14 protein-coding genes and 1 pseudogene are annotated in these 20,777 nt (G+C 37.1%); 9 read left to right on the top strand and 6 right to left on the bottom strand.

Going from position 1 to position 20,777, the window contains the following annotated elements:
• Positions 1-499 precede the first annotated feature (499 nt).
• From CJP74_RS06000 to CJP74_RS05980, 5 genes are all read left to right on the top strand, one after another.
• On the top strand, positions 500-1,861 hold the full coding sequence (locus tag CJP74_RS06000) for a nucleobase:cation symporter-2 family protein (RefSeq protein ID WP_119497366.1): 1,362 nt from the start codon (positions 500-502) through the stop codon (positions 1,859-1,861).
• Between the two features lie 133 nt (positions 1,862-1,994).
• Positions 1,995-3,338, top strand: a complete 1,344-nt coding sequence (locus tag CJP74_RS05995; protein WP_119497365.1) for an NCS2 family permease — start codon at positions 1,995-1,997, stop codon at positions 3,336-3,338.
• A 129-nt stretch (positions 3,339-3,467) separates the two neighbouring features.
• Positions 3,468-4,784 (top strand): NCS2 family permease, encoded by a 1,317-nt coding sequence (locus CJP74_RS05990; protein ID WP_119497364.1) that lies wholly within the window; start codon positions 3,468-3,470, stop codon positions 4,782-4,784.
• 141 nt (positions 4,785-4,925) lie between these two features.
• Positions 4,926-7,178, top strand: coding sequence for a RelA/SpoT family protein (locus CJP74_RS05985; protein ID WP_119497363.1), 2,253 nt, complete (start codon positions 4,926-4,928; stop codon positions 7,176-7,178).
• A 160-nt stretch (positions 7,179-7,338) separates the two neighbouring features.
• Entirely contained in the window at positions 7,339-8,259 is a 921-nt protein-coding gene (locus tag CJP74_RS05980) for a Dyp-type peroxidase (RefSeq protein WP_119497362.1), read from the top strand.
• A 187-nt stretch (positions 8,260-8,446) separates the two neighbouring features.
• Here CJP74_RS05980 and CJP74_RS05975 read toward each other — a convergent pair.
• The 6 genes and pseudogenes from CJP74_RS05975 to CJP74_RS05950 form a co-directional block, all read right to left on the bottom strand.
• A pseudogene (locus tag CJP74_RS05975) lies at positions 8,447-8,863 on the bottom strand (EamA family transporter); the annotation flags it as partial.
• 80 nt (positions 8,864-8,943) lie between these two features.
• Complete coding sequence (gene pgmB, locus CJP74_RS05970) at positions 8,944-9,609, bottom strand: beta-phosphoglucomutase (protein ID WP_119497360.1); 666 nt, start codon at positions 9,607-9,609, stop codon at positions 8,944-8,946.
• The gene (locus CJP74_RS05965) at positions 9,602-11,884 is read right to left on the bottom strand and encodes a glycoside hydrolase family 65 protein (RefSeq protein ID WP_119497359.1); all 2,283 of its coding nucleotides are present in this window, start codon (positions 11,882-11,884) and stop codon (positions 9,602-9,604) included. Before CJP74_RS05965 ends, pgmB begins: the two co-directional genes overlap by 8 nt.
• 1 nt (position 11,885) lies before the next feature.
• The gene (locus tag CJP74_RS05960; protein WP_119497358.1) at positions 11,886-12,800 is read right to left on the bottom strand and encodes an aldose epimerase family protein; all 915 of its coding nucleotides are present in this window, start codon (positions 12,798-12,800) and stop codon (positions 11,886-11,888) included.
• Between the two features lie 10 nt (positions 12,801-12,810).
• Entirely contained in the window at positions 12,811-14,157 is a 1,347-nt protein-coding gene (locus tag CJP74_RS05955; protein ID WP_119497357.1) for an SLC45 family MFS transporter, read from the bottom strand.
• Between the two features lie 646 nt (positions 14,158-14,803).
• Positions 14,804-16,126, bottom strand: a complete 1,323-nt coding sequence (locus tag CJP74_RS05950; protein WP_119497356.1) for an anaerobic C4-dicarboxylate transporter family protein — start codon at positions 16,124-16,126, stop codon at positions 14,804-14,806.
• A 116-nt stretch (positions 16,127-16,242) separates the two neighbouring features.
• Between CJP74_RS05950 and CJP74_RS05945 the strand changes: the two genes are divergently transcribed.
• The 4 genes from CJP74_RS05945 to hemG are packed head-to-tail and all read left to right on the top strand — an operon-like array spanning position 16,243 to position 20,756.
• Positions 16,243-17,658 (top strand): YcjX family GTP-binding protein, encoded by a 1,416-nt coding sequence (locus CJP74_RS05945; protein WP_119497355.1) that lies wholly within the window; start codon positions 16,243-16,245, stop codon positions 17,656-17,658.
• Between the two features lie 3 nt (positions 17,659-17,661).
• Positions 17,662-18,804, top strand: coding sequence for a TIGR01620 family protein (locus CJP74_RS05940; protein WP_119497354.1), 1,143 nt, complete (start codon positions 17,662-17,664; stop codon positions 18,802-18,804).
• A 44-nt stretch (positions 18,805-18,848) separates the two neighbouring features.
• The gene (gene pepQ / locus CJP74_RS05935) at positions 18,849-20,165 is read left to right on the top strand and encodes a Xaa-Pro dipeptidase (RefSeq protein WP_119497353.1); all 1,317 of its coding nucleotides are present in this window, start codon (positions 18,849-18,851) and stop codon (positions 20,163-20,165) included.
• Positions 20,166-20,210: 45 nt separating this feature from the next.
• Positions 20,211-20,756 carry a menaquinone-dependent protoporphyrinogen IX dehydrogenase gene (hemG, locus tag CJP74_RS05930; RefSeq protein ID WP_119497352.1) on the top strand — a complete coding sequence of 182 codons (546 nt, stop codon included), beginning with the start codon at positions 20,211-20,213 and terminating at the stop codon, positions 20,754-20,756.
• Positions 20,757-20,777: the final 21 nt, after the last annotated feature.

Here is a 20,777-nt window from a genome sequence, read left to right as displayed (position 1 = left end):
GTTTTTTGAGCTTTTAATTTAACTTGCTAAACTTATTCTTTTTTTTATATTGCAGGCTATTTAATAATTTTAGTTATAATTTAGGCTTTTCCTTTCTTTTACTCATCATTTTATCTTTTCTCCTTTACTTTTGCAACATGCTATCATTTGCAAGCTAATAAATAAAATAAAAACTTGCAAATGATAGTTAAAAGGCAGGGGAAATGACTTTTATAATCTGTTTTTACGGAAAATGCGACTAAAAGTGACACCTTTATTACCTTAGTTTAGCAAAAATAATATCATTTGCAAGCTAAAAAAGGAACTTACAACTTGCTTTTGCAATAATTACAGAAAAATTTCAATTTTTTTGCTAATTTTATGCAAAAAGTTCTGCAACTTTGTTCTTCTTGGGTAATAATATGCATACTTTTACTTTGAATTGGATTTGTGAACTCCTTTTTTTATAAAAGTACGACATAAATCTTATACTTTTAATATCATTTTCTCTTATTTTATTATGTCTTTGCAAAATAGCTCTTCTAACCCAAGTGGTTTGTTATTAAATGTAGAAGATAAACCGTCATTTGGTTTAACCTTAATCCTAGCAGCTCAACACTTATTAGCTGCTCTTGGCGGTATTATTGCGGTTCCTTTAGTTGTAGGTAATGTTTTAGGTCTTTCTGCAACTGATACAATTATCTTAGTAAATGCCTCACTACTAATTTCAGGGGTTGTTACTTTTGTACAATCACGTGGTATTGGTCCAGTAGGTATTCGCCTTCCTTCAGTAATGGGTACAAGTTTTACCTTCGTTGCTGCTGCTCTAGCAATTGGCTTTTCGGAAGCTGGAGTTGCAGGTATCCTCGGTTCATCATTAGTTGGTTCGATTGTAATGATTATCGGTGCCTACCTAATGCCTTATATTCGTAAATACTTCCCACCAGTTGTTACAGGTTGTGTGGTTATGAGTATTGGTTTATCTCTTATCGGTGTAGCTGTTGACTGGTTCGCTGGTGGTCAAAAAACTGATCCTAACTATGCTTCTACTTCAACTCTAGCTATGGCTGCTTTTGTTTTAGTGGTAGTAGTGTTACTTGTACAATGGGGTAAAGGTATTTTAGCTTCTGCTGCTATCTTCTTTGCAATGCTAATTGGTTACATTGTAGCTTTAGTATTTGGCATGGTAGATTTCTCAAGCGTTAAATCAGCTGATTTCTTTGCTGTTCCTACTCCTTTCCACTTTGGTTTAGCTTTCCCTATTTCGGGTATCATCGGTATGTCGATTGCTTATATAGTTACTATTGTTGAATCTAACGGTAACTTCCTTGCTATAGGTCAAGCAACTAATACTAAAGTAACAGGTGAACATGTTAAACGTGGTGTTCTTTGTGATGGTTTAGGTTCTGCTTTAGCAGCTTGTTTCTCTACTTTACCTTTCTCATCTTTCTCACAAAATATCGGTATTATTTCTATTACTCGTGTGGCTTCTCGCTACGTAGTAATGTGGACAGGTATTCTTTTATTCTTAGCAGGTCTATTCCCTGTATTTGGTGCCTTAATCGTATCTATCCCTGCACCTGTTTTAGGTGGAGCTGGGGTAATGATGTTTGCCATGATTATTGTTGGCGGTATCCAAATGTTAGACCGTGTAACTCGTTCACGTCGTAATGGTTTAATTATTGCTATTTCATTAGGTGCTTGTTTAGCGGTAACTTTACGTCCAGAACTCTTTAACCACCTACCTGGCTGGTCTAAAGAAATCTTCTCTTCAGGTATTACTACTGGTTCTATCTTTGCTATTCTTTTAGATCGCATTTTACCAGCTGATAAAGAAACTACTGAAGACGCAGCTCAAGTAGTTGCTGATATTAATAAATAATTTTCTTCTCCTATCCAAGGTGAAAGTTCCTTTCACCTTGGTTATTCTTTCTGTTATATGTTTTTTTTGGTAAGAAAATAACATCCACTTGCTATTTGGTTACTAAAACAAATTTATTCTTTTTGTTAAAACTATGAGTTCGTTCAACATTCCTACCAACTTATCTCCAATTGATAAGTATTTTGAGATTACAAAATCAGGTTCAAGCGTTCGTACCGAAATCACTGCAGGTTTAACCACCTTCTTAGCTATGGTTTACTCTGCAATTACAGTTCCTGCAATGTTACAAGCCGCAGGTTTCCCTGCTGAATCAGTGTTCATTGCTACTTGTTTAATGACAGGTCTAGGTACTCTTTTAATGGGCTTTTGGGCTAAACTCCCTATGGCAATTGGTGGTGACATAGCTTTAACTGCATTTGTTGCTTTCTCAATTGTAATTGGCCAACAAGTTCCAGTAAACACTGCCCTGGGGATGATCCTCATTATGGGTATTACCTTTACTATAATTTCTGTAACAGGTATTCGTGCGTGGATCTTACGTAATTTACCTCATAGTATTGCTCACGGAGCAGGCGTAGGTATAGGTTTATTCCTCATTCTTGTTGCTTGTTCTAATGTACAAATTGTAGTAGCAAACACTGCTTCGAGTCTTCCTGTTAAACTAGGTGACTTTACTTCTTTCCCTGTATTAGCTTCATTTATTGGTTTATTCTTAATCATTGCTTTAGAAGCTATGCGTGTTAAAGGGGGAATCTTAATTGTAATCGTATTAATTACAGTTATCGGTTTAATTGTTGATCCTAATGTTAAATACCAAGGCTTTTTCGCATTACCAAACTTTGGTGAGGAAAACCTTCTCTTTAAATTTGATGTAGTAAGCGTATTTAACACTACTTTAATTCCAATTGTTTTAGCTTTAGTATTATCAACTGTATTTGACGCTACATCTACAGTACGTGCTGTTGCAGGTAATGCAGGTTTAGTAGATGCTAAAGGACAAATTAAAAATGGTAACCGTGCTTTAACTGCTGACTCAGTTTCATCTGTATTTGCAGGTTTAATTGGTACAGCTCCAGCTGCCGTTTACTTAGAATCAGGTGCTGGTACAGCTGCTGGTGGTAAAACTGGTCTAACAGCTGTAGTTGCAGGTGTTGCTTTCTTATTAATTCTTTTCTTTAAACCTTTAGCTTTCTTAGTACCTTTCTACGCTACAGCTCCTGCTTTAATGTATGTAGGTCTACTAATGGTTTCTAACTTAAAAGATCTGAACTTTAACGATTTAATCGGTAGTGGTTCAGGTTTAGTAACGGCAGTATTTATCGGCTTTACCGCAAACATCGTTACAGGTCTAATGTTAGGCTTTACATGTTTAGTAATTGGTCGTATTGTTGCTCGTCAATTTGATAAATTAAACTTCGGTACAGTAATTATTGCTGCTATCCTATTTATCTTCTATATTTCAGGTATTGCTATCTAAGTAAACCTACCCTTTTCTCCGTATTTGAATAGTAACAGTTTTTTCTTTTTATTTAGTGCGATTATTACCTAACTGTTACTATTCAAGCGGCGAGCTTTCATCTAACTTAAAACTCAATTAGGAAAATATATGGCTGGCCTTGATAATTTCTTCAAAATTTCAGCTCGAGGTTCTACCGTTCGTACTGAGATTATTGCCGGGTTAACTACCTTCTTAGCAATGGTGTACTCAGTTATTGTTGTGCCTGGCATGTTAACTGCAGCTGGTTTTGATGCCCAAGCAGTATTCATTGCAACCTGTTTAACTGCAGGTATAGGTTCAATCGTAATGGGTCTTTGGGCAAATGTGCCTATGGCAATTGGTTGTGCGATTTCTCTTACAGCCTACACAGCCTTCACTATGGTGCTTGGGCAAAAACTGCCAATTCCAACCGCTTTAGCAGCTATTTTTGCAATGGGGGTTATCTTTACCATTATCTCTGTTACAGGAATTCGTAATTGGATTCTGCGTAACCTACCTATTAGCATTGCTCATGGTACAGGTATAGGTATTGGTTTATTTCTTCTCATTATTGCTGCTGGTGGGGTTAAACTTGTAGTTCCTAATACTCATTCTTCAGTTCCAGTTACTTTTGGTGACTTTACTGCTTTCCCTTCATTAATGACTTTAATTGGTTTAGCATTAATTATTGCTTTAGAAAGATTACGTGTTATGGGATCTATTCTAATTGTAATTATTGCTTTAACCATTATCGGTTGTCTTTTTGATCCATCAATTAAGTTCAATGGCGTGTTTGCTTTACCTTCATTTGGGGAAAATGGTCATGCCTTTTCTATGGACTTTGCTTCTTTAGCTAATACTGCAGTTTTACCTATTATCTTTGCTTTAGTTATGACTTCAGTATTCGATGCTACAGGTACGATCCGTGCCGTAGCTGGACAAGCTAACCTAATTGACAAAGACGGACAAATTATTAATGGTAACCGTGCTTTAACTACTGACTCTTTATCAACTGTATTTGCAAGTTTAGTAGGTACAGCTCCAGCTGCTGTATACATTGAATCAGCTTCAGGTACAGCTGCAGGTGGTAAATCAGGTTTAACCGCAGTAGTTACAGGGGTATTATTCTTAGTAATTCTCTTTTTCCAACCTTTAGCAGGTATGGTTCCTGGTTATGCGACAGCTCCAGCGTTAATGTATGTAGGTCTTTTAATGCTTTCTAATGTAAGAAAACTAGACTTCAATGACTTTGTTGGTGCTATGGCTGGTTTAGTAACAGCGGTATTTATTATTCTTGCAGCTAACATAGTTACAGGTATTATGATCGGCTTTGCTACCTTAGTAATCGGTCGTATTGTAGCTAAAGAATTTAATAAACTAAATATAGGTACTGTAATCATAGCGGTAATCTTAGTTGCCTTCTATGCTTCGGGTCTAGCTATCTAATCTAGATTAAGCAACAAAAGCTCTTCAGATGAAGAGCTTTTTTCGATTTTAATAAGAATTTGCCTAGAGTTTAGGGTATAATATACCTTGATTTCTGGCTTTTCTTCTCGACATATTTCATTACTTTTAAGAGGTTTTATAATGGTTAAGGTTAGATTTTCTCACCTTCAATCTCTCGACCCAAAAAATCTTAATTCTTGGTTAGATAATCTCCATAATCAAAAATTCAAGGAGCGTCTCAATCAGCTCTATGATTACTATTGCCAGAACCTCATTGACAACCAAAATCTTCGTGATGAGGTTAAACTAACCATCTTTAGTAATAGTTGCGAGTTAGTTGAAATTCTTGATAGTTTAAATCTTGATGATGAAACACTTTTAGCAGCATTTATCTTTCCTCTCATTGCCAATGGGCAAATTGAATTAAAAGAACTCGCTGATAAAATTACTCCTTTAATGTACCGCATATTAAAAGGTACATTAAATATGTCTCAAATCGACATCATTAACTTTAATTCAGGTAAAAACGACCAAATTAACAGTATTCGTCATCTGCTCTTAACCATGGCCGATGACTATCGCTCGATTATTATTAAACTAGCCGAGAGAATTCTCTTTCTCAGAGCCCTTGATACTAACAAAAACATAGAGAATCAAGAAAAAGTAAAAATAGCGTCCAATATTATTGATGTCTACGGTTCTCTAGCTAACCGTCTGGGCATTGGACAATTAAAATGGGAAATTGAAGATCTATGTTTAAAAATCACTAATCCAGATGCCTACTATGCCATAGTAAAAAAACTAGGCGTACGTCGTATCGACCGCTTAAAAATGATTAGTGACTTTGAAAAAACATTAGCCCAACGCATCCGTAAAGAATGTGGTATTCAGCACTTTGAGCTTTATGGACGACCAAAACACATCTATTCGATCTATAACAAAATGCGCAAGAAAAATCTCCAGTTCGAGCAACTGTATGATCTATTTGCTGCCCGCGTTATAGTTGATACGGTATCTGAATGTTATGCCGTACTATCAATGATTCAAAGCGACTATCAAACGGTTGAATCAGAATTTACCGATTACATAGTAAACGCTAAACCTAATGGTTATCAATCAATTCATACGATTATTAGGTTAAACGAACGCTTTACGCTCGAATTACAAATACGTACCGAACAAATGCACCGTCATGCTGAAGTTGGCGTGGCTGCTCACTGGCAATATAAAGAAGGGAAAAAATCTTCGAATAAGGCTACGGACAAAATTGCTTGGTTACGTAAACTTCTTGAGTGGCAAAATGATATTAGTTCAGATCCAAAACAAGGCGAAGAGATACGTAAACAACTTTTAGATGATCGTGTTTACATTTTCACTCCACGTGGGGAAGTAAGAGACTTACCTAAAGGAGCTACGCCTCTAGATTTTGCCTACAGTATTCACACCGAGGTGGGGAATCACTGTGTGGGAGCTAAGGTAAACAATCGTATTGTAAACTTTAGCTATGAGTTACAAACTGGTGATAAAGTAGAAATTCTTACCCAAAAAGAGCCAAATATTTCTCGCGACTGGATTAACTTTGTTAAAACGCCAAGAGCTAAAAGTAAAGTAATTGCTTACTTTGCTAAACTTGATCGCGATAAATATATTAAAGAAGGTCTACAAATTATTGAAAGTGCTTGTAACCAAACCAAACAAAATCTCAAAAACATCACTCCAGTTTTATTAAAACGTTATAAGCTCGCGAAAAATTTTGAAGAGTTATGCCTCAACTTTGGTAATGGAACTCTAAAAGCAAACAATCTAATTAGCTTTTTAGAAAACTATAATCCTGCTGGTACTGATTTTAGTAAAGCCAAAGAAGTTGATGAAATTCTTCATGAACGTTTAAACGAAATTAATGATAAACCTGAACAACCACAAAATAATAAAGGTAAACAAAACCAAATTATTATTGAAGGAACTTCAAGTGTAATGTATCAACTAGCACGTTGTTGTCAACCTATACCAGGTGACCAAATTATTGGTTATATAACTAAAGGTCGTGGTGTATCGGTACACCGTGCAGACTGTTTACACGTTCACCACTTAATGCAAGCAAATCCAGGACGTATAGTCCAATGTAGTTGGAACCGAAATTACAAGGCTAATAGCCAGGCTGTACGAGCAAGACTTCAAGTTATAGGTCTTGATCGCGTTGGTATGCTAAGAGATATTTCTGCGGTTCTCAGCTCATTTAAAGCAACTATTGTTAGCTTTAACTCTGCCCTCAACCAAAAAACCATGTTATCCACCATGCGTTTTGAAGTAGATTTTAAAGATGTAGATACTATGAATAAAGTTCTTATTTCTATTTCTAAAATCTCGGGCGTAGTACAAGCTATCCGGACATAAAAGCAAGAGTTCATGCTCTTGCTTTTTTTTGTGTTAATAGTTCTCAACACCTCGAACATGAGCCATTATTTAACATTTTTTTCTCTGATCTCTAATGCAGATTGAGTTAGATCTGAGTATAATATTAGGCGAAGATAATTACCCTTACTAAGGAATAAATATGACAGTTCGTTCACAAAATGTTTTAGATAATCCAAATCATAACACCGTTTTTATGGTATGGAACTTTAAAGAAGGTGCCGAAGTAAAAGAGGCATTTTCTCGTCTTTGCTCATTAGTAATCAACTTAAACAATACCGCTGACACGCGTTTTCCTGACGCTAAAGCAAGTGTTACTTTAGGAATTAGTGCCGAGGCATGGGAATTACTTGATTTACCTAAACCTCTTCCTAAAGAACTAACTACGTTTCGTGCAATTAAAGGCGAAAAACACGTAGCTCCTTCAACTCGTGGTGACTTACATTTACATATTCGTAGTAATGAACACAGCTATTGTGTTGACGCAGCTGCTAATGTTACAGATCTTTTACAAGATGTAGCTGATTGTGTTGAAGAAGTACATGGCTTCCGTTACTGGGATGGTCGTAGTATTATTGGCTTTGTTGATGGTACCGAAAATCCTCGTGGTGAAGAAAGAGTTAAATATGGTTTAGTAGGTGAAGAAGATCCTGAATACCAAGGCGGAAGTTACCTCTTTGTACAAAAATATATTCACGATATGAAAGCATGGCGTGCTCTTCCTGTAAGCGAACAAGAAAAAGTTATAGGTCGTAGCAAAGCTGATGATATTGAAATGGATGGTGATACTAAACCTGCTAACTCTCATACAGCTTTAGCAAATATTGGTGAAGACAAGGCTATTCGTGATAATATGCCATTTGGTAATGTAGGCTCCAATGAAATGGGAACTTACTTTATTTCCTACTCTAACTCATTTAATACAGTACGTCGTATGTTAACTAATATGTTTATTGGTAAACCAAAAGGTAACTACGATCGTCTTTTAGACTTTAGTACCGCAAAAACAGGAACCCTATTCTTTGTTCCTAGTTTAGATATGCTCGGCGACTTTGCGGGCTAAAACAAAAAAAAGCAAGAGAATTTACCTCTTGCTTTTTTTATTTGTCTTGTTTTTGTTCACTTGCCTGTGTTTGGACTTGCGGTTCGCTTGCCTGTGTTTGGGCTTGCTGTTCGCTTGCCTGTGTTTGGGCTTGCTGTTCACTTGCCTGTGTTTGAGCCTGCTGTTCTTGCGGTTGTGCAACACTTGGCTTTAAAGTAAGAATTAAAATTCCCGTTATCATTAGTCCTAAGCCAAAAATTTCCCGCCAAGAGAGTTTTTCTCCTAGGAAAATAAACGCAAATACGGCAACAAAAACTACCGAAAGCTTATCTAAAGAAGCTACATGAGCTGCTGTTCCTTCTTGTAATGCTTTAAAGTAAAAAAGCCAAGACAAGCCTGTCGAAGCTGCCGATAAAAAGAGAAATATCCATTGTTTAATACTTACGCCACTTAAGCTCTCCCACTTGCCGAGGTAACTTACCCAAGCAGCAGTTATGGCAACAATAAAGCAAGTACGAATAAAAGTAGCTAAATCACTATTAATTCCCACTAAACCTACTTTAGCAAAAATTGCCGTACAGGCTGCAAAAATGGCTGCCAGCAGAGCATACACTATCCAACTCATAATTATCTCAGGTTAGCTATAATTGTTTGGCATTATAACATAAAAAATGCACCCCAGAGTTTTCTCTAGGGTGTTCAAGGTTAGGCACGATATTTACGCCATTGTTCTTCTAAGTAAGCTAAGGTTAATTTTGCTGTATTCTCGACTACAGCTATATCCTGCCCTAAATCAGATGCTTTACCTACGCCAATAGGGAGAGCATGACAAGCTTTAATAGCTTGAATGCCCGCTGGAGCATCTTCGATCCCGATGCATTGTTCAGGCTCTAAACCTAGATTTTTTGCAGCTAGTTCAAAAATTGCTGGATCTGGTTTAGAAGGCACTTGATCTGCACGGGCAATAGTATCAAAGTAAGCACTTAACTCCATGCGCTCGATTAAAGCTGGAGCATTAATACTTGCCGAAGCTAAGCCTACTTTAATTCCTGCTTGTTTTAACTCTTGTAACAGAGATAAAATGCCTGGATATACATCAGCTGGGGTCACTTTAGCAATCATTTTTACGTATTGCTCATTTTTTTGGGCTGCTAGATTGGCAATTTGCTCCTCGCTATAGGCATTTTCTTTGCCGCCATAAGCCAGAATACGTTTTAATGAATCTAAACGTGACACTCCTTTTAGTTGCTCATTAAATTCTCGATCGATAGTAATACCAATTGAAGCTGCTAGCTCTTTCCAAGCTAAATAATGATATTCAGCAGTATCGGTAATTACTCCATCTAAATCAAAAAGCACCCCTTTAAACATTAGCCACTCCTAGATTTACTTGATAAGTATCTTTTAAATTTACTTCTTTACCATATAATTCTAGCGTTAATGGCTCACCTGCCAGTAGGGCTAAAGTAACAAATTCTTTATCTACGCTAACTTTAACTAAACGACCACGATAGTTAATATGGAAAGCATAACCATCCCAAATGCTTGGTACTAAAGGAGCAAAACTTAATTTATTGTTCCAAGTTTTCATTTGGGCAAAGCCTTGCACTATCGCTAACCAAGAACCTGACATTGAAGTGATATGTAAGCCATCTTCGGTGTCATTGTTGTAGTTATCTAAGTCTAAACGAGATGTACGTAAGTACATTTCTACTGCTTTTTCTTCTTTGCCTAATTCAGCAGCTAATACCGAGTGAATGCACGAAGATAAAGAAGACTCATGCACAGTCATAGGCTCATAGAAGTCGTAGTTTTTGCGTTTAGTTTCTAAATCAAACTGATCACCAAAGAAGTAAATCCCTTGTAATACGTCTGCTTGTTTAATAAATGGCGAACGTAAGATTTTATCCCAAGACCATTTTTGGTTCAGTGGTAAATCTTGTACTGGATCTAGGCTAGATACAGGACGTAAGTCTTTGTCTAAGAAACCATCATGTTGCACAAATACATCTAACTCAGCATCATATGGGAAGTACATGTTTTCCACAATTTCATGCCATTTAGCTAGTTCTTCTTCGCTAACTCCTAAGTCTGGACGTGGGAACTGGGCTAAAGCTTGAGCTGTGTATTTTAATACCCAAGTAGCTATGCGGTTAGTGTACCAGTTGTTATTAATATTATTTTCGTACTCATTTGGACCAGTTACCCCATGGATCATATATTGCCCATGACGTGCACTAAAGTGCACACGGCTTGCCCAGAAGCGTGAAATTTCAACCAGTACTTCTAAACCTTTGCTTGCTAAATAAGAAGTATCACCTGTGTAGTTAGTATAGTTGTAAATAGCGTAAGCTATAGCTCCATTACGGTGAATTTCCTCAAAGGTAATTTCCCATTCATTGTGACATTCGATACCATTGAACGTAACCATTGGGTATAACGCCCCAGCTAGACCTTGTTCGCGAGCATTGTGTTTCGCTCCAGGTAATTGTTGATGACGGTATTTGAGAAGGTTTTTTGTAACTTCTGGCTCAGCAAGAGCAAGGTATAAAGGAACCATGTAAGCTTCGGTATCCCAGTAGGTTGCACCGCCGTATTTTTCACCTGTAAAGCCTTTTGGACCTATATTTAAACGTGAGTCTTCACCATAGTAGGTTGAGAATAATTGGAATAGGTTAAAGCGAATACCTTGTTGTGATTCAAGAGCTTTATCACCTTGACCGTTAATTTGTACATCCGCAATTTGCCAACGTCCTTCCCATTTTTTACTATGGGCAACTAATAAATTTTCAAAGCTTTCTTTTTGTACTAACTGAGATAATTTATCTGCTCCTGCTTGTAGTGCTTCAAGACTTAAGTAATCACGTGAAGTGGTTACTACTACGCGTTTTTCAAATACTTTAGCTTGAGCCCCTACGCTAGTTACAAATTCATTAACTACATAGTCTGCTGCTCTTTGGTGTTTTACGGGAGCAAAGTCACCAGCAAAGGTTTGTTCAGCATGAACAATAAATTGTTCTACGCCAAATGGATTAGGTACTGTTTGAATAGATAAAGTCGCTAAATTGTTATCTGCATAAGAATCTAAAGTCTGCCAGAATTTCTCTTCATAGTTAGAGTCTTCGTTGTGCACATCTCCGTCTAAGTAAGACTTGAATTCTACACGGTGTTCTTTACCATCTACGGCAACTACTTCCCATTTAAAGGCAGCTAGTTCTTTTACATCAAGAGAAAGAAAACGTGTTACTTCAAATTTAACGCCATGCACGGTAAAGCGACGGGCTAACACTCCGTGTTTCATATCTAGGGTTAAATTAAAGTCACTAACTTCATTTTGGGCTAGGTCAACTACTTGCCCATCCACCAGAATCTCTACACGAGCAAAGTTTAAGTTGTTAATTGCTTTACCAAAGTAGCGTGGATAACCATTTTTCCACCAACCTACACGAGTTTTATCAGGGAACCATACGCCAGCTAGGTAAGTACCTAGGTGAGTATCTCCAGAATAGGTTTCTTCAAAGTTACCACGCATCCCCATGTAACCATTACCTAAGCTAGTTAAACTTTCAACTAGTCGTTTGTGTTCCTTATCTAATGTGTTTGTTGCTAAAGACCAAGGATGAACTTCCATTGTTCTAAAAGTCATATTAAACCTCTGTTACTTTAAAACTAATTTTTACTTGCGTTTGTTGTCCTGCTCTCAGACGAATATTGCCCCACTGGGGTTGATTTAAGCTATCGGGCATAGTTTGCGGTTCCAAAGCTATGCTCGAATACTCGCCCCGATCATGAGCAGCAAAATCAGTTGGATTGGCAAAGAATACTACCAGGGCATTTTTTTGCCCAAATACTTCGAGCTTATAGTGCTCGGGTACTTCTAAAGTGGCTACTAAGCCAGGTTGTACGGCGTATACTTCATCAAAACCCTGCTTAATTTGCTCTAAGCGTTTACCTTGCTCTAAATTGTATGCTTCTAAATGGCTCGGAGCAAGAGGAATAGCGCTTGGGTCTAATGCTATATGTTGCCCCTTGATTGTTAAACAAGTATCAGGGCGAGCAAAAGTACGCCAATAAATATGTGCTGTCGGATCAAACACAGTTGCTTGCTCTAACGCTTGAGCAGTATAGGTTATCTGTAACTGATTATCTTGGCTCAGAAAATAATCTATAGTTACCTTAAGATCTCCTGGAAACTTATCTACTTGCCCTCGTAAGGTAGTAGTTAATTGCAGATGGTCAGGGGCAAGAAGCTGCCCCTCAAACCATTGCTGTGCCATACCATGCGGACCTCCGTGCAAACAATTTGCTCCTTGGTTGGCTGGCAGAGAAATTAAGTTTCCTTCTAACTCGAACTGGGCATTTTTTATCCGACCAGCTACGCGTCCTATCATCAGATTGATATTAAAAGGATTAGTGGCATAGCTGTCTAGGTCGGTGCTAACTACAAGGTTTTGTTCTGGTTGCTTTGCCAGATAAAAACCATGTACTGCCCCACCAAAATTTAAAATCTGCACCCGAGTTTTAGCTTTATTGCTTATTTCGTAGACTTGAACTTGAGGCATATATCCTCGCTTAATCTTTTCTTACGACAAATACAGATAGAGCTCCTAAGAAGAGAACTACTGCAGCTGCATAGAACATATTAACTTGACTAAAGCCTAAAGCTGGGAATAACGCAAAGCTTAATAATGAAGCTGCAATTTGTGGTAAACAAATTGAACCATTGAATAAGCCGAGGTAAGTACCCATACGTTTAGTTCCTTTTAAGGCATTAGTTACATAAGTTAATGGGTAAGTTAAGATACCAGCCCATGCAATACCGATTAAAGCAAATGAAAGGATTAAAGCGTATTTATTGGTAAATAGAGCTACAGATAATAGACCTAAAGCACCTGCAAATAAAGTAATAAAGTAACTTAAACGGTTAAATTCACGTGGAACTTTAGCGAGAATGTAAGAATAAACCACAGCTGCGATCGATTGCACCGCTGCTAATAAACCATACCAGTTACCTGCTTCTTGGTAAGCATGGGTAGAAGCATCTGTAGTATTCCATACGTTTTGCGCAATTGCCCCTGCTGAATAAGTCCACATGTATTGGAAAGCAAACCAGCAGAAAAATTGTACTAAAGTAATTGACCAGAAATTAAATGGTGCATGTTTTAATAAAGTGAACCAATCTGTTTTTTCGTCAGTTGGTTGGGTTAAATCTATGCCATGGTATCTTGCATAGGTTTCTGGGTCATATTCTTTAACTCTTAATAAAGTAATTAAACTGGTAATTAGTAAGATAGCACCACCTATGTAGAAGGCTAACTTAACCGTTAGAGGAATCGAACCTTGTTGTGCCACATTGCTAAGACCGATAAAGGCAAAGATAAACGGTAAAGCAGCAGCAATTACTGATCCTGTATTACAGAGAAAACTTTGGATCCCGTAAGCATAGCTTTTTTGTTTTTCGTTTACCATGTCCCCAACAATCATTTTGAAGGGTTGCATTGCCATGTTAGATGAAACATCTAAAAGAGCGATCATTAAACCACCAAATAATAAAGCAGCTAAAGAAGCATAACCAAAACCAAAGTCACCAGCATTTGGTAAAAGGAACATTACAATAGCAGCGATAATTGAACCATATACTAAATATGGTAAACGTCTTCCCCCTAAACGTGGTGACCAAGTACGGTCAGATAAGGTTCCCACAATCGGTTGTACTAACAAGCCTGCTAAAGGTGGAAGAATAAAGAACCAACCTAAAGAGTGAGGGTCAGCTCCTAGAGTTTGGAAAATACGACTCATTTGGGAACTTTGGAGCGTGAAGGCCATTTGTACGCCTAAAAAACCAAAGCTGAGCATCCAAATAGTATTTTTTGGTAGATCTGGTAATCTACTAGTTTGATTTTTATCAGTTTGTCCCATGATTGGATTTCCTCGGAAAGAAAAATTAACTCGGATATTAATTTTTTCGCGTTATTAAGAATACATAAATATTGTATAAACTTAAAAGCAAGAAAAAAAGAGAGCTACTTTTGCTCCTTATTTTTTGCTAAGAGAAAATTAATCCTAAAAATCATGTCCATGCTTTAAATATATGCTCATCTAACTTTTGCCTATATTTATTTTTAGTTACAACTATTTTTTAGCAATACTAAGTTTGTAGTTAGTTAATAATTAGGCAAGATTAAGCCTACTATAGCCAAGTAAAATCCCACAATTTTATTCAGGGTAAAGATTTTTGTGAAAAATCAGTTTAATTTACAAAAGTGTGAAGTAGATCACATAAATCACACACAACCAACTAAGCTTTACAAGAATTACTTTCTTAAATTTGCTTTTTTTATCCCCTTTTTTAGGGCTTTATGAGAAAAAAATTATATTTTCTTTCTTTTTAAAATTTTGTGAAAATCTTGTGAATAATTGCAAACTTAAAATAATTACAAATTCTTATTTTTCATCACCTTAAATAAATACTCAATTTGATAAGTAACCTTATTGATAGAGGTTAGGCTAAATTTAACAAAAATGAGCAAAAAAATGAGACTACCCGAAAGTAGTCTCTAGTCAATTAAAAATAGAGGTTAACAAAGAGTAAGCTTAAAGCTAAGCTAAAGCCCATACTTAATAAACCTGGAAGCATAAAACTATGGTTGAAAATGTATTTACCAATTTTTGTTGTGCCTGTAATATCAAAATCACAAGCAGCAATAATTGGACCATAGTTAGGAACAAAGAAGTAACCGTTTACGGCAACAAAGGTTCCGATAAGAATTTCTGGTGGTAAACCTATACTAATGCCAATTGGGAAAAGTACAGTTACCGTAGCAGCCTGACTATTTACTAAAACTGATAAAGCAAATAAAGCTAAAGCAAAAGTCCATGGTGCAGCTTCTACTAAAGAAGATACTACTTCTTTAACTTCAGTAATGTGAGCTGCCATTAAAGTATCACCTAACCAAGCAATACCAAAAATAGCAATTACCGCACGCATCCCTGCATGGAATACCGAACCACGCGAAATTAAATTATGGTCTGGTTTACAGAAAAGAATAATTAACGCCCCTGCACTTAACATTACAATTTCAATGGCATTAACCATACTTAAGGTAGTATCGTTAATTGTTGGACGTAAACTTGGGAAAGCCCCTAGAGCTACCACAACTAGAGCCGCAAATAAGAAAATAAATACTGAGCCTTTTGCGTACCAAGAGTCAACAGCTGGTTGATTACTATCTTCGCTTTTAGCATCAGTTAGCTCTAGGTTATACTCAGGATCTTTTAATCTTGCTAAATAAACAGGATCTTCGTTAAGTTCTTTACCTAGCTTATTAACAATAATGCAGGCAATAAAAAGACCTATTACAGTAGCTGGAATAGTTATCTTTAAAATATCAATTAAAGATACATGCTGATCTGAAAGATATCTTAATGCCGTTAATACCGCAGCGGCAATTGGACTCGCAACTATTGCAAATTGCGAAGCAATTACTGCCATAGATAAAGGACGCTCTGGACGTATGCCATTTTTACGACTTACTTCAGCAATTACTGGAAGCACAGAATAAGCAACGTGCCCTGTACCAGCAAAGAAAGTAAACATATAGGTTACACCAGGAGCAATAAAAGTAATGTATTTTGGATGACGACGAATTAAACGGGTAGCAATTTTTACCATGTAGTCTAAACCACCAGCTGCTTGCATGGCAGCTGCTGCTGATACTACAGATACAATCATCAGCATTACATCAATTGGAATGCTTGCTGGAGGTAAATGGAAACCAAAGGTTAAAATTAATAACCCTAGACCCCCCATTACTCCTAGGCCTATACCCCCTATACGTGCCCCAATTAAAATACAAAGGAGAACTATAGCAAAGTGCACAAAAAACATATTATCTGAACCTTAAAAAATGTACAAAGATTTTCCCATTATAAACGAAAGAAAAACATTACTCAATAACTTTTTTCATATATACTAAGGAAGAGAAAACAACAAAAAAGAGAAAAATGTTTAAGAGTTTAAAAGAAAAATACGAACAGGTATTTGATCAGCAATTAAAAATTGCCGTTACAGGCTTGAGCCGCAGCGGTAAAACAGCATTTATCACTAGTTTTATTAATCAGTTATTAACCCTTGATGGTAATAAAAGTGAGCTTCCTTTTTTTCAGGCAGCAGCCAAGGGGTGGATTACAGGAGCACAAATAGTTGCCCAAGAAGATTTAACTCTGCCAACTTTTCCCTATCGGCAAAATATTTTAGCTTTAAAGCAAGAAGAACCTACTTGGCCACAAGCAACTACGGATATAAGTATTATTCGTTTAGCAATTAAATACCAAGTACCTCGCAGTCTCTGGCGCAAAGTAAGTGAAATTAACTTTCAGGAAAGTCGCACTCTATACCTCGATATAGTGGACTACCCAGGTGAATGGTTGCTCGACTTACCGCTCCTCAAACTAGATTTTGCCCATTGGTCAGCAAGTGAACATTTTCTTGCGCACCCTATTCGGCAAAACCTAGCTCAAGCTTGGTTGGCACAGTTAGAAACTTTTGATCCTTATGCTCCAGCGAATGACGATCAACTAGCAAGTATAGCCCAAAGCTTTACCGAGTTTTTACATGCATGTAAAGCGCAAGGTTTAGAATATATTCAACCAGGACGCTTTGTTCTACCTGGTGCCTATGCTAATGCCCCGATTTTACAATTTTTTCCTTTAGTTAATGTTCCTATAGAGCAATGGGAGCAACTATTGCAACATGCTAAACATCACCCAACTTCAGGCATAGGGGTATTAGTACAAAGATATAATACCTATGTGCAAACTTTTGTTACAGGTTTTTATAAGCAACACTTTGCTCGTTTTGATCGACAAATTATTCTGGTAGATTGTTTAACGCCTCTCAATCACTCAGCTCTGGCATTTAATGAAACGCAACTAGCTCTCGAACAAATTTTCCAGCACTTTCAATATGGGAAGCGCAATCTTTGGCACCGCCTCTTTGCACCCCAAATTGATAAATTAGTTTTTGGGGCAAGTAAAATGGATCACATTACTAGTGATCAAGTGGCAAACCTAAAAAGTTTACTTGAGCAATTAGCCCAAAATAATAATCGTCAAGCGATCTATCAAAACATAGATACAGCCTTTATTCCTCTGGCAGCTATTAGAGCTACCGAACAACTCGAACTGGAAAAAGAGGGCAAACTCTATAAAGTTCTCAAGGGCAAAAGTAAAGAGAGCCAACAAACGCAACTTATTTACCCTGGAGAAGTTCCAGCCCATTTACCAGCTCCTAGCTTTTGGCAAAATCACCAGTTTGACTTTGCTGAGTTTGCTCCTTTACCTCTTACCCCGCAAGGAAAAATTCGCTCTCTAGGAATGGATCAAATGTTCGAAGTTATTTTAGGAGATAAATTAAAATAAACCATGCAAGAGAAAAAAGTTTTTACACAAGAAAATGAGGCAAAAGCTGAGCCCGAGTTTGCAAGGCGCCAGGATTTTAATCTCAAAGATCTAGAGCAAGCCCAAGAATCACAAGCAGAGTATACCCAAGAAACTAACCTTCTTAAAGCTAGCCCCGAGAGCCAAGCTAATCTTAACCCAGGTAAGTTTTTTACTTGGAGCCTACGCATTTTAAGCCTGTTTGTTTTAGCCCTGGGCTTAAATACTCTCTATCAACTAGGAGGAGCAATTTATGCTCTCTGGCAATTGTTTACTGGCGGACTTCTGGGCTTAGGGCTTTTAGTTAGTCACTTAAGTGCTCTAGCAGTGCAGTTAGGTTTACTAGGCATTTTTATTGCCCTAGCTCTTGTGCTTCGTCGCGAGTATACAAGTATAAAAAACTTACAAGAGCACGAACAAAAACAACTGCAAGCAGGAATAGTTTTAAGTGCCTATGCCAAGGTGGAAGATAAAAACTCAGGTAAAGCTAGTTTAACGCATCACCAAGGGCAAGTTTACTTTACTAATGCCGAACAAGCAATTCTCTGGTGTTATGAGCAAATTGGACAAATGCAAATAAATCCTAAGCACCCAGCAATAAAAGAATGGGAAAAAGCCGTACACAGCTATATGTCACCAGGGCAAGTGTTACAACTCTTTTCCTTTTATGTTCTTGAACCTTTTGATAAGCAAGTTCTCCAACTGGTGCACAAACGAGCAGCTACTGATGCTTTAGTTATAGCCTTCTCGCATTTTGCTCTCCTAGATATGCTCTTTATTGCTTGGCGTAACCTCAAGCTCATGCACGAAATTAGTGAACTCTATGGCGTTAAACTAGGCTATTATGCAAGACTAAAACTCTTTAAGCACCTAGTTGTCAATGTCTTTGTTGCTGGAGCTACCGAGGCAGTAGATTTAAGTGACTATGTTTCTTCGAATCTTCTTGCCAAACTCTCGACCCGTGCGGCTCAGGGCTTGAGTCTGGGTTTACTTTCTACGCGCTTGGGCATAAAATGTATGGAGTTTGCTCGTCCTTTACCTTTTGGGCAAAAAAATCGTCCTAATGTTCTGCAACTGGGCAAGTCTCTAAGTCAGCAAATTTTACAAAGCTTCAAGGAAAAAGAATAGACTTGGGGTATAATATAAAAGTTACTTAACTACAAGGATTTTATATGTCTCTCGTACAACTTTATACTAAACACGCTTCTCGTTTAGTAGACTACTATAAAGATTATTTAACTAAAAATAATAAATCTGCGGTGTGGTTACACTATGGTGATCATGTTCTCTATTTTGATGATGACCAAGAAGTACCTTTCCGTGCAAATCCTTATGCCGTACATTTAATTAATGAGCCTAAAGCTGTAGGTTCATATATTCGTGTAAGTAAAGAAGGTAGTGTTACTTTATATAACTTTATCGATGACGGTTTCTGGAATGTACCTACAACCTTAGATTTTTCTTTCTTTAAGTCTTCTGGTTTAGTTGAAGTTGTAGATTTTTATGACTTTAGTAAAGAATTAGAAGCTACTTTAAGTCAAGAAGCAAAAACTGCGGTAATTATTGGTCCAAACCAAGATAAATACCGTGAACTAGGCTTTGATGCTAAAGATATTAATGAAAAAGAATTAATTCTTGATTTACAAGACTTACGCTTACAAAAAACTGAGTATGAATACGAAATGTTATGTCAAGCGCAATATCTAGCAATTAAAGCTCACCGTACCATTAAAACTGCCGTACACTCAACCAAATTATCAGAGAACCAATTATTAGGGGTGTATCTGCAAAATGCTGAACTCCCTTATGATGCTCAAGGTTATGCAAGTATTCTTGCCTTCAATGAAAATGCGGCTATTTTACACTACAATAAACTAGATTTTGAAGCACCTGCTGAACGTCGTTCTTTCTTAATTGACGCAGGGGCAGTTTATAAAGGTTACCAAGCAGATATTTCTCGTACCTATTGCTTAGATGACAATACTTTATTCTCAGATTTAATTCTAGGCGTAGGTAACATTAAAGATGAAATTATTGGCAATATGCGTCCAGGAGTTTCTACGGCAACCCTACAAGAATTAATGATGCGTAAAACCGCAGAATTATTAATTGATGCGCAAATTTTACAAAACATCGACGTAGATCAAGCTTATGATCTAAAAATTCCGCACCGTTTTGTTCCACACGGCTTTGGTCACTCTTTAGGTATTAATACCCATGATGTACGTGGTCGTTTAAAAACTCCACAAGTGCCAGGCTTAAGAGCTACCCATATTCTTGAAGTAGGTAATGTATGGACAATTGAACCTGGTCTGTACTTTATTGACCAATTAATTACCGAACTCAATAACGACAGTAATATAGCTCCACATTTAAATAATGAGTTAATCGAGCAATTACGTCCATATGGCGGTATCCGTGTAGAAGACAATGTAATGTTACAAGAAGAACAACTTATTAACTTTACCGGTGACCTAGATAATCTTTAAGGGAAAAAAGTAGCGAGAACTAACTCGCTACTTTACTAATTCTTTATGAAAAAAGTTTTATTTCTTTCTGGCACCAGAGAAGGGCACACGGCAAAAATTAATGCTTTTATTGCCCAAGAGTTACAAAAAAAGCAGGCCATTGCTGTTGAGAGCTATACTTTAGAGCAGGCTTTAGAACAAAAAGTTGATCTAGCCTCTTTTAATGCTATAGTAATTGGGGCTTCTATTCACTATGGTCACTTTCCTAAAGCCTTAAATACTTTAGTGCAAGCTAATCTGCAAACTCTGGCACAAGTGCCAAGTTTTTTCTTTGGCGTAAACCTTACGGCTCGTAAACCAGAAAAGCGTCAAGTAGAAACTAATGTCTATGTACGTAAGTTTTTGCAAAACACCCCTTGGCAACCTCAAGCGGTAGGTGTCTTTGCTGGAGCTTTAAATTATAGCCAATTAAACTTTTTTGACCGTAATATGATCCGCTTTATTATGTGGCTCACTGGCGGAGATACAGATCCTCAAACCAATAAAGTCTATACCAACTGGGAAGACGTAGAGGCATTTGCCCAAACAATTTTCAACTCGACTATTTTATAAAAAATAGGACTTTTCAACTTA

This window comes from Psittacicella melopsittaci, from assembly GCF_003585925.1.
GTDB classification, from domain to species: Bacteria; Pseudomonadota; Gammaproteobacteria; order Enterobacterales; family Psittacicellaceae; genus Psittacicella; species Psittacicella melopsittaci.
Note: the sequence above shows the minus strand (reverse complement) of the source record. Positions and strands in the feature narration are given on the sequence as shown.

Coding starts and splice junctions, on each gene's coding strand:
- CJP74_RS06000 (WP_119497366.1), top strand. CDS start 500: ATGTCTTTGCAAAATAGCTCTTCTAACCCAAGTGGTTTGTTATTAAAT.
- CJP74_RS05995 (WP_119497365.1), top strand. CDS start 1,995: ATGAGTTCGTTCAACATTCCTACCAACTTATCTCCAATTGATAAGTAT.
- CJP74_RS05990 (WP_119497364.1), top strand. CDS start 3,468: ATGGCTGGCCTTGATAATTTCTTCAAAATTTCAGCTCGAGGTTCTACC.
- CJP74_RS05985 (WP_119497363.1), top strand. CDS start 4,926: ATGGTTAAGGTTAGATTTTCTCACCTTCAATCTCTCGACCCAAAAAAT.
- CJP74_RS05980 (WP_119497362.1), top strand. CDS start 7,339: ATGACAGTTCGTTCACAAAATGTTTTAGATAATCCAAATCATAACACC.
- pgmB (WP_119497360.1), bottom strand. CDS start 9,609: ATGTTTAAAGGGGTGCTTTTTGATTTAGATGGAGTAATTACCGATACT.
- CJP74_RS05965 (WP_119497359.1), bottom strand. CDS start 11,884: ATGACTTTTAGAACAATGGAAGTTCATCCTTGGTCTTTAGCAACAAAC.
- CJP74_RS05960 (WP_119497358.1), bottom strand. CDS start 12,800: ATGCCTCAAGTTCAAGTCTACGAAATAAGCAATAAAGCTAAAACTCGG.
- CJP74_RS05955 (WP_119497357.1), bottom strand. CDS start 14,157: ATGGGACAAACTGATAAAAATCAAACTAGTAGATTACCAGATCTACCA.
- CJP74_RS05950 (WP_119497356.1), bottom strand. CDS start 16,126: ATGTTTTTTGTGCACTTTGCTATAGTTCTCCTTTGTATTTTAATTGGG.
- CJP74_RS05945 (WP_119497355.1), top strand. CDS start 16,243: ATGTTTAAGAGTTTAAAAGAAAAATACGAACAGGTATTTGATCAGCAA.
- CJP74_RS05940 (WP_119497354.1), top strand. CDS start 17,662: ATGCAAGAGAAAAAAGTTTTTACACAAGAAAATGAGGCAAAAGCTGAG.
- pepQ (WP_119497353.1), top strand. CDS start 18,849: ATGTCTCTCGTACAACTTTATACTAAACACGCTTCTCGTTTAGTAGAC.
- hemG (WP_119497352.1), top strand. CDS start 20,211: ATGAAAAAAGTTTTATTTCTTTCTGGCACCAGAGAAGGGCACACGGCA.